Source organism: Bacillus sanguinis, from assembly GCF_018332475.1.
Taxonomy (GTDB): Bacteria; Bacillota; Bacilli; order Bacillales; family Bacillaceae_G; genus Bacillus_A; species Bacillus_A sanguinis.
This window is the reverse complement of sequence record NZ_BOQB01000163.1, coordinates 1-9,215: the sequence shown is the minus strand read 5'-3', so window position 1 is coordinate 9,215 and position 9,215 is coordinate 1. Positions and strand designations below refer to the sequence as shown.

At 33.9% G+C, this 9,215-nt stretch carries 10 protein-coding genes, 2 pseudogenes and 1 riboswitch; of the genes and pseudogenes, 5 read left to right on the top strand and 7 right to left on the bottom strand.

Annotation, left to right across the window (positions count from 1 at the left end; translation table 11 throughout):
- On the top strand, nucleotides 1–965 hold a 965-nt coding region (locus KI369_RS17790; protein WP_212956816.1), incomplete at its 5' end, for an amino acid permease.
- 52 nt (nucleotides 966–1,017) lie between these two features.
- Here KI369_RS17790 and KI369_RS17785 read toward each other — a convergent pair.
- Together KI369_RS17785 and KI369_RS17780 are read right to left on the bottom strand one after the other, a co-directional pair.
- On the bottom strand, nucleotides 1,018–1,644 hold the full coding sequence (locus KI369_RS17785) for a LysE family transporter (RefSeq protein ID WP_000510847.1): 627 nt from the start codon (nucleotides 1,642–1,644) through the stop codon (nucleotides 1,018–1,020).
- Nucleotides 1,645–1,735: 91 nt separating this feature from the next.
- Entirely contained in the window at nucleotides 1,736–2,494 is a 759-nt protein-coding gene (locus KI369_RS17780) for a YqcI/YcgG family protein (protein ID WP_212956815.1), read from the bottom strand.
- A 156-nt stretch (nucleotides 2,495–2,650) separates the two neighbouring features.
- Here KI369_RS17780 and KI369_RS17775 point away from each other — a divergent pair.
- The 4 genes and pseudogenes from KI369_RS17775 to KI369_RS17760 form a co-directional block, all read left to right on the top strand.
- Nucleotides 2,651–3,742 (top strand): annotated as a pseudogene (locus KI369_RS17775) (GGDEF domain-containing protein); the annotation flags it as partial.
- Between the two features lie 199 nt (nucleotides 3,743–3,941).
- A pseudogene (locus tag KI369_RS17770) lies at nucleotides 3,942–4,144 on the top strand (penicillin-binding protein); the annotation flags it as partial.
- Nucleotides 4,145–4,148: 4 nt separating this feature from the next.
- Nucleotides 4,149–5,027, top strand: a complete 879-nt coding sequence (locus tag KI369_RS17765; RefSeq protein WP_212956814.1) for an NAD(P)-dependent oxidoreductase — start codon at nucleotides 4,149–4,151, stop codon at nucleotides 5,025–5,027.
- Between the two features lie 5 nt (nucleotides 5,028–5,032).
- Nucleotides 5,033–5,365 carry a DUF3909 family protein gene (locus KI369_RS17760; RefSeq protein WP_212956813.1) on the top strand — a complete coding sequence of 111 codons (333 nt, stop codon included), beginning with the start codon at nucleotides 5,033–5,035 and terminating at the stop codon, nucleotides 5,363–5,365.
- Between the two features lie 50 nt (nucleotides 5,366–5,415).
- Here KI369_RS17760 and KI369_RS17755 read toward each other — a convergent pair whose 3' ends face one another.
- From KI369_RS17755 to mtnW, 5 genes are all read right to left on the bottom strand, one after another.
- The gene (locus KI369_RS17755; protein WP_212956812.1) at nucleotides 5,416–5,691 is read right to left on the bottom strand and encodes a hypothetical protein; all 276 of its coding nucleotides are present in this window, start codon (nucleotides 5,689–5,691) and stop codon (nucleotides 5,416–5,418) included.
- Between the two features lie 307 nt (nucleotides 5,692–5,998).
- The gene (locus tag KI369_RS17750; RefSeq protein WP_212956811.1) at nucleotides 5,999–6,511 is read right to left on the bottom strand and encodes a 1,2-dihydroxy-3-keto-5-methylthiopentene dioxygenase; all 513 of its coding nucleotides are present in this window, start codon (nucleotides 6,509–6,511) and stop codon (nucleotides 5,999–6,001) included.
- Complete coding sequence (locus KI369_RS17745) at nucleotides 6,489–7,127, bottom strand: methylthioribulose 1-phosphate dehydratase (protein WP_000811328.1); 639 nt, start codon at nucleotides 7,125–7,127, stop codon at nucleotides 6,489–6,491. Before KI369_RS17745 ends, KI369_RS17750 begins: the two co-directional genes overlap by 23 nt.
- Complete coding sequence (mtnX, locus tag KI369_RS17740; RefSeq protein WP_212956810.1) at nucleotides 7,124–7,783, bottom strand: 2-hydroxy-3-keto-5-methylthiopentenyl-1-phosphate phosphatase; 660 nt, start codon at nucleotides 7,781–7,783, stop codon at nucleotides 7,124–7,126. Before mtnX ends, KI369_RS17745 begins: the two co-directional genes overlap by 4 nt.
- The gene (mtnW, locus tag KI369_RS17735; protein WP_212956809.1) at nucleotides 7,780–9,024 is read right to left on the bottom strand and encodes a 2,3-diketo-5-methylthiopentyl-1-phosphate enolase; all 1,245 of its coding nucleotides are present in this window, start codon (nucleotides 9,022–9,024) and stop codon (nucleotides 7,780–7,782) included. The genes mtnX and mtnW overlap by 4 nt, the downstream gene beginning before the upstream one ends.
- A gap of 64 nt (nucleotides 9,025–9,088) precedes the next feature.
- Nucleotides 9,089–9,196, bottom strand: a riboswitch (SAM riboswitch).
- Nucleotides 9,197–9,215: the final 19 nt, after the last annotated feature.

Genomic DNA, 9,215 nt, shown 5'->3' with positions numbered 1-9,215 from the left:
CATTATGGATATTTGCTGCTATATACGGAGTAGCAGCTATATTAATTATTTTTATAGGGGTAAAGATATTTGAACGCCTAGAAAAATGGATGGCTATTATAAAAATTGCGGCTATTATAGGATTCATCGTGATTGCTATTTTGGTTATTTTAGGAGTTATAAAGGGTGGTTTATATAAAGCCCAAATTCCGCGGGATTTTAAAGAATGGTTTCCAAATGGATTAAAAGGTACTTGGTCCTCTCTTATTTATGCATTTTATGCATTTGGGGGAATCGAAATTATGGGACTAATGACAATAAGATTAAAAGACCCTAAAGATGCACAAAAATCAGGCAGAGCAATGTTACTAGTTTTAACTGTTATTTACGTAGTCTCTTTAGGGTTGGCAATTATGATGGTTCCATTAAACCAGTTTAATACGAAAGAAAGCCCTTTTGTAATAGCATTACAAGACTATAATTTGCCGTATGTGCCATTTATTTTAAATGTAGTGTTAATTTTAGCGGGTTTTTCAACATTAGTTGGTTCATTATTTGCAGTGACAAGTGTACTAATGAACTTAGCTGAAGAAGGTGATGCACCTGCAATGTTTGCTAAAAAAAACAAAAAAAACATCTCTTTTCCAGCTCTAATTCTTATCATAATGGGACTTGGTGCTTCTATCCTTAGTGCTTTATTACTACCCAAAAATATATATGAATACGTAACAACTGCAGCTGGATTAATGTTGTTATATACATGGAGTCTCATTCTTCTTTCATTTTGGAGATTAATGAATCCAAAAGGTTGGATGCAGATAAAAAGCATTGTTGGTCTTATAATGATTGCACTAGCTGTTAGTGGAACATTATTGCAAAAAACAACGCGTTTTGGTTTCTTAGTGAGCTTGTTGTTTTTAGGAATAGTTATTATTGTTACTATAATTGTTCATTTTGTCTCAAGAAAAAGAAATACAGCTATATGAAGAATCTATTTTTACACAATATGAGTAGTATGTAAAAACTAAATAATAGAAGCTATTGAAAAATGATTTGGTAAGTTTGAAAACCAAAATATAATCCATAAATAATAAGTGATATGCCAGATACTACCGTTATAAGAGACAATATACGAGCATTCAAAATCTTACGAAATATACTAGATGTACTTGCCATTGTAATATCCCAAATAAAAATACCTAAAATAATACCAAAGCTATATAACAAAAGCTGCTCTTTATTATAGGAAGAAGCGGCTTTTGCTAATATAGAGCCGAAAATTCCAAGCCAAAATAGAATTGTTAATGGATTCGATAAAGACATAAAAAAACCAGAAAAAAAGCTTTTAATAATTGAATCATCATTTCTAGTATTACTAATGCTAATTTGATTCGCATTTTTTAAACTTTCAATGCCTGTATAGATTAAAACAAAAGCGCCGAAAGACCATAAGAAAAGTTTTATAATATCTTTTTCGAGGAAATGAATTACACCTAAATAAATAAGTGCCATGTAGATAACATCTGCAAGTAAGGCTCCTATGCCGAGGATCCAAGCGTGAAAAAAACCACTCCTAATACCTTTTTCTAGCTGCGCAGCATTTATAGGACCCATTGGAGCAGATAACGATAAACCTAAGAAAACATAGCTTAAAAATATGCCCACGTATAATATGCTCCTCCCACTAAATTTGATCTATATTAAATCTATTCAGTGGTTAAAGTTTGTACAACTAAATAATAAAAAACGGAGTGAATTACTTATTTTTATGAAAGTATTTTATGATTCGAGAAAATGGACACTTGGATGGGATGGTTTCATCGTCACGTAAAAAATATTGCTGCCATTCATAATTATCTTTTGCACCATAATCTTTGAGAGAGGGATGAATAGGAGCTTTGTCATAAGCGACTAGACGTTGGCGTATTAAGTCTTTTAGTTTTCGACTGCGTTTCTCAGAATTCATAATTTCTTGTAAAACCCATCTAGGGGTTAAAGCAAGCATCATACATGAAAAATGTCTACTTTGTCTATTGACATGGGCAGGTGTAGCGCAGTAAACGAAATATGATTCATTATGAAAGCAAAATTCCCAAGTATTCTCCATAGGGTCATTTGGAATGTGCGTAGGCCATTCCATCTCGTCCAAACGACTAGTTGTATTAAGTAGAGACCAATACATATGTTCAAAATCTTCAACTGTAGTTTCTCGCAGTAAATCTATTGGTGTATGAATAAAAACAATAAGTGAGGCGTATTGACCTGTGTCTCTAGAACATTCAGTATATTCTTTAAGTAATGCAGCAAAATCTTCGCTAGTATTCGTATCTCTAGGGTCATCAATAAATCCGTACCTGAGGTGATTTGCTGTAAAGCCGTGTTGAGCTGGTATACAAGGAAACAGTTTATCTTTATCTGTCATTTTTAATTTAAAAGAACGGAAAGCTTCTTGTTGCCAATGTGGAAGGGTAATAATATTTTTTTGTAAAGAGTCTTTATCATAAAGTATAGCCATCTTTTTATCCCTCCTAAGTCATAATATATAACCTATTAATTATTTAAGAATAGGTGACTAACACGGCTTGGATAACTATTTTTCAATTTATTTTAATTATAGGATTTAACGAATAATCTCTGTAAGATAGTTACTTTAATATCTAATAATGTATAAATTTATGTAACAGATTTTTCTCAAATAAAATATATAAAGAATATGTATAATCCACAGAGAACTTTTATTGTCATTTGGGACCAACCAATAACCAGTGAGTTTACAGAGGTGCTTACGTTAGGGATACGTAATATTGTAATAGCTCCTGTATCTCCACAAATGGTGTTAGAGGAAGTCAATAAAAGTTTGTATCAGCTTTCTTTAGTTCGACAAGTAAGTTTGCAACAAGAACTACTTCAAACGATGTTTGATTTTCGAGATGATCTATTATTTATAGTAGAAGACGATGAGATTGTTGATTGTAATACAAATTTTTTAGAGTTTTTCGGATATGAAAATTTGTTTGCCTATCGTGAGCAACATTTAGTATTTGCTGAACATTTTATTAGAGAAAATGGATATTATTCAACAACTCATGATATAACATGGTTAGATGATACACTATCATATGATAGAAGAATTAAGATGTCCAATTATGAAGGGGAAATGTCAACTTTTTTATTGCGTGCGACACCATTGCCAGAAGATTTATCAAGATTTATTGTGAAGTGTACAGAGATTACAGAATTAGATGAAATCTATCAAGAACAAGAAAGGCTTGCTATGATAGATTCGTTAACAGAAATTTATAATCGTTTGAAATTCCAACAAATACTAGAGGCAGAATGGGATAATGCGATGCGTAATAATGAAAACATAGCACTTATTTTATTTGATATAGATAATTTTAAAACAGTAAATGACACGTACGGCCACGATTTTGGTGACTTAGCATTAATTCAGCTTGCAGAGCTTATGAAATCTAAAGTGGAGCAGCAACATGTATTTGCAAGGTGGGGAGGAGAAGAATTTATTATATTAGTAACGAATACAGTAGAAAAAGAAGCGTTTCAGGTTGCGGAATCATTACGATTTTTCATTGAAACAAAACAATTTTCAGGAATCTCGAAATTAACAGCGAGTTTTGGAGTCGCGTTATACGAACAAGGGATTACAAGAGAAGAATTAATGCAACGAGCGGATATTGCATTATATGAAGCAAAAAAAAATGGAAAAAATCAAGTGTGTGTATATAGAAAAGAAAAAAAGTGATTTTTCGCAACAAATTGTTGCGATTTTTTTTTATTATTTGATAATAGAGTGTAGGGGGGATTTTGAACGAAGGAATTATGGAGGAACAACAGGATAAAAAAATAATGATGATGGCTACGCTGTCTGTTGTAGTTTTTGGTGGAGTATACTATTTTCTCTATAATCTCAATATAAGGGAAAGCACTGTATTAACAACTAAAGAAAGTATGCATTTAGTTTTTACATATATCCAGATTATTTTCATAATCATGATGTACTATCTGGGTGGAACACTTTCAATAATTTTAATAAGGGAAAGGGAATATTGTTATATTATTTTCAAATGTGAAAAATAATATAGATGATGATTTTAATAATGAGTTTCGAAAGATGGTAAGTGATTTATTAGAACAAAGGGGATGAGAAAATGGAACATAAAAATGTATCAATTGGTTTCATCGGTATTGGTGTAATGGGAAAAAGTATGGTACGTCATTTAATGCAAGACGGTTATAAAATATATGTATATAATAGAACGAAAGCGAAGACTGACTCTTTAGTGCAAGATGGTGCAAATTGGTGTGATACACCGAAAGAGTTAGTAAAGCAAGTTGATGTTGTAATGACTATGGTTGGATATCCACATGATGTGGAAGAGGTGTACTTTGGGATAGATGGAATTTTGGAGAATGCAAATGAAGGCACAATTGCAATTGATTTCACGACATCTACACCAACATTGGCAAAACGTATTAATGAAACTGGTAAAAGTAAGAATATATATACGTTAGATGCACCTGTATCTGGAGGAGACGTTGGTGCGAAAGAAGCAAGACTCGCAATTATGGTCGGTGGCGAGAAAGAAATATATGAAAAATGTTTACCGTTATTTGAAAAACTAGGAACAAATATTCAGTTGCAAGGGCCAGCTGGAAGTGGACAACATACAAAAATGTGCAATCAAATTGCGATTGCTTCTAACATGATTGGAGTATGTGAAGCTGTTGCTTATGCGAAAAAAGCTGGACTAGACCCAGATAAAGTATTAGAGAGTATTTCAACGGGAGCAGCAGGTAGCTGGTCATTGAGTAACTTAGCTCCTCGAATGTTAAAGGGAGATTTTGAACCAGGGTTTTATGTAAAGCATTTTATGAAAGATATGAAAATAGCTTTAGATGAGGCTGAAAAACTACAATTGCCAGTACCAGGTTTAAAATTGGCGAAGGAATTGTATGAAGAGTTAATGAAAGATGGGGAAGAGAATAGCGGTACACAAGTGTTATACAAAAAATACATAAGGGGGTAAATAAGGTGGATCTTCAAAGATTTGATGATATGATTGATACTGTACAACGAGCAACTTGTATAAAAATTAGTGCAAAGCAGAAAGAAGCTTTTAAACAAAAATATGACTTTGAGCCGAAATTCGAATATGGAAGAGATGAGAAGGGGCATTATGTTATTCGAACTTCAAAAAAGATGTTAGAAGAAATGGAGTTTTATTTGGCATTGAAATATGATCGAGAGGGAGTTGAGCTTTATATGCAAGCAGAGATTGATGGTATATGCCACGTATCTCTTAGTTATAGTGAAGACGCCTTGCATTTACAAGAATTGTTTCAATTTCTAGAAGAAAATAAATAAAAGTCCTCATTTGAGGGCTTTTATTTATTTAAGTATATTTAATTTTATAATTATAAGCTAGAAGCTCTGCGGCAGCGTTCAATTGGGAATGGAATAACTTGCGCGGTGTGATTAGGAGCAAATTGTTTTGCACGAGCATGGCGTACTATATAAAATGCACACAGAATTGAAACAGGAATAGCGCCGAATAAACCAAAAAATAAAGCGCTTACACAAGATGCGACAAAACCTAAAACCCCAACTTCTAACTCTTCCATAATAGCTCCTAAAATAACAGGAAGTGCTCCACACGTAACCCCTAGTATAAGTGCGATAAGTAAACTCATGATTATCCCCCTCTGTTTGCGATATTCTTTTCCTTCTTATTTAATTGTAGTATACCATACACAAAACAGAATTTTCAGAAAAAATTCAAAAAAAGTTCAATAAATGTTCAAAAAGTGTTAAGAAATACACTTGAAAAATAGAAGGAGGAAATTGTTTTAGTATGGAATGACTCATGCGTTTGAGAAAATAAAAAATCAGGCTTATTTCATTTTTTGAAATAAGCCTGTTCCATAGGAGGATGTATATATGTAGAGTGAATAAAAGGTTGGAAAAGGGGATCCAAGTCCTTTTATTCAACTAACTACCTTAATAGATTGGAACCCAGCCTTCAGTTGTAACAAAAATGCGAATAGCTACAACTTGACGATCATCTTGCAAGGTAAAATAATGTCTTGCATTTTCAGGTACAGATATGAGATCGCCTGGCTCAAGTTCAACGTCAAAGAACTTCCCATCTTTTCCTTCAATAGCAAAGATGCCATGCCCACTAACAATAAAGCGAACTTCATCATCAGTATGGTGGTGTTCTTTTTGGAAATTAATTAACAATTCATCAAGGTTAGGTGTGCTATCAGAAAGTGAAATGACATCATGTGCTTTATAACCTCGGCGCGCTGAAACATCAGCGATTTCCTTTGAAAACACAGCTAATATTTCAGCCTTGTTTTCATCTGTTAACGAATAATTTTCACTTAAATGAGTAGGAAGCTTAAAGATGTTCCATTTCTCATATAAAACGCCTTCCTCTTGTAGAAATTTAGATACTTCCACCTCATTTTCAATGCGAGTATTTATTTCATGAATACGAATTTGCGCCATTAGAAACGCCTCCTTGAATTGATAATAGTTTTATATGAAACTGGAATAAAAACTCATAAGCTTCTAATCTTTTCTTTGCATCAAAGCTATCTCGGCCCCATACGGTAATACCGTGGTTACGGATTAATACTGCTCCCGAATCCCCTTGTATATGCTTTCGGAAATTTTCTCCAAGCGTTGGGATATGGGCATGGTTTTCGATAATAGGAATGTGGATTGTTGCACCTTCTTCCCAAATATCGAGAGCTTTAATAATTTCTTGATTTTGAAGTGTAACGGCATCACTATATAAATTTGTGATGACATTGTTATCAGTTGTATGAACATGAAGGACGCACCCGGCATTCGTATTGTTATAAATATGTGTATGCAAGATTGTTTCTGCTGAAGGACGTAATTCAGTCTCTAATACGGGAACCCCTAGATGATCTACTAATAGAAAATCATCTGGAGTCGTTTTTGTTTTATCTTTACCACTTGCTGTAATGAGAAAAGTGAGTGGTTCATGACTAACCTTTATAGAGATATTACCACTCGTTGCTGGAAACCAATTTCGTGTTGTTAATTCTTTTTTTATCTCGCTTAAGTCATACCATTGACGAAAAAGTTGTTTCATAATTTCACCTCCAACAAATGTTTTAATTCAGTTTGAACATCGTGAAACGATTCAAATGGTGTATAAGAAATATGATTTTCTTCACATTTTGTAATAAGGAAGTCACGAGCAAATACTTTATCTGCTTGTTTCGCAGCTTGTAAATCGGTAATTGAATCTCCAATCACAATATGGAAGTCATTCGTATCACTTAATTTACGGATTAAAGATGATTTACATAAACCGCAATGATTTTGACAATGATAATCACAAGGATGAGGCCACTTAACGGTAATGAATTCTCTTGAAAAGTCTGTTTCATTACAGTAAATTTGCTCTTTTGGAATAATTCCTTGTAAGAGTGGATAGACGAAGAAATCCATTCCGCCTGATATAACATAAAAAGAAATGTTATTTTCATTTGCAAATTGTATAAATTCATGAAAACCACTACGTATTTCAGCAGTTTCGATTAAAAATTGAATTATCTCATCGTGTAGACTAGTAGGTATTAATTGAAATAATTGAGAAACACCTTCTTGAATAGACAGCTCTTGTGATAAAATTCTATTCTTTACTTCCTCAGCTTCTGGTGGTGCGAATTTTTCCATAATGGACATAATGTTATCATTATTTGTAATCGTGCCATCGAAATCACAAAATACTTGTATACTCATAATTTCACCTCATGAGAGGGATTTCCCCATATTTGTAGTGCACTATGCAAATTTATGTCATCTACTTCATGGAGTGGTGTATTTTGCAAAGTAGCATCAATTGCAGTACGGAAAGCTTTACCGCCGCCTTGCGCGCCGCTCGGATGTCCATGTATCCCGCCGCCAGCATTAATAACAACATCTATACCGAAGTCTCGTACAATAAAGGGAACGAAACCAGGGTGAATACCAGCAGACGGAACAGAAAAACTCTTTTTGAAAAATGCATCGTCTTCAGTTAAATGTTTTGAGATGGCAAGAGCCTCCGCTTTTTCTAGCGCAACACTTCCGTATGGAGATGGGAATAATGAAAAGTCAGCCCCAGCATAACGTAGTAGCTTTCCGAGTAATAATGGAGATGAAACTCCATATAACTTGGATGCGGAATAAGCACCGCTTACAGCAGGATGTGCCATAATAGGAACTGGGATTTCATCATCTTCTGCAAGTGATTGTAGTACATCCAGTCCGTAAGCAAATACGTTAAATAATAGAATATCAGCCCCAGCGTGCACTGCGCGTTTCGCATTTTCTTTTAAATCGAAAGTTCGTCCTGTTAAATTTACGGCATATAACGTTTTATGTCCGTATGTTTCATATACTGATTGTAAAACTTCTTTTCCAGATACAATGCGTTTCGTAAGTGGTGTCAATGTATTCTCAAATAATATTTCATCATCTTTTACTATATCTACACCACCAATTGCTTGATCGCGTAATTGCGTTTTTAAATACCCAATATTTCGTCCAATCATTCCTTTAAAAATACTCATTAAAAGGGGACGATCATGTACTTGTAAAAGATTTCGAATACCATCTATCCCGAATTTTGGACCAGGGAAATGTTTTTTTAACTCGTTTGAAAAAGTTAAATCAATTAATTTTACTTCGCCATCAAGTGATAGCTTTCCAAATGTAGTCGTTAAAATCGCTGGTAAATCTGGACTGAAGTTTAATAACGGATATTCGATTTTAATAATTCCGCGTTTTACTTTTTTACGTAAATACGAATTGGTATGTTCATGCTCAGCTAATTCCTCAACATGAATGACGTTGCCTTTATGCTGTTTTAATTGTTCTTGCAATAAATGTGGCAAATGAGTCCAAGAGCCAATTGTTAAACCGAGTGCAATTTGCTCAGCCTTTTTTTCTAAGTTATGTGAATCATCGTGGATTAAATACGTCGCTATAATTCCGCTCATTGTTATAACCTCCTAGTTAAATAAAAAAACCTCTCAGCTAAGGAGAGGTTTTTTTACAACCAGCTCCTTATCTGTCAGCGTAATGCTGCGAGAATTAGCACCGTGTCTACAATTATGTAGATCGGTTGCCGGGTTTCGTCGGGCTCGTCCCTCCACCTGCTCTTGATAAGAAGTATTTAGAAATGTTTAAA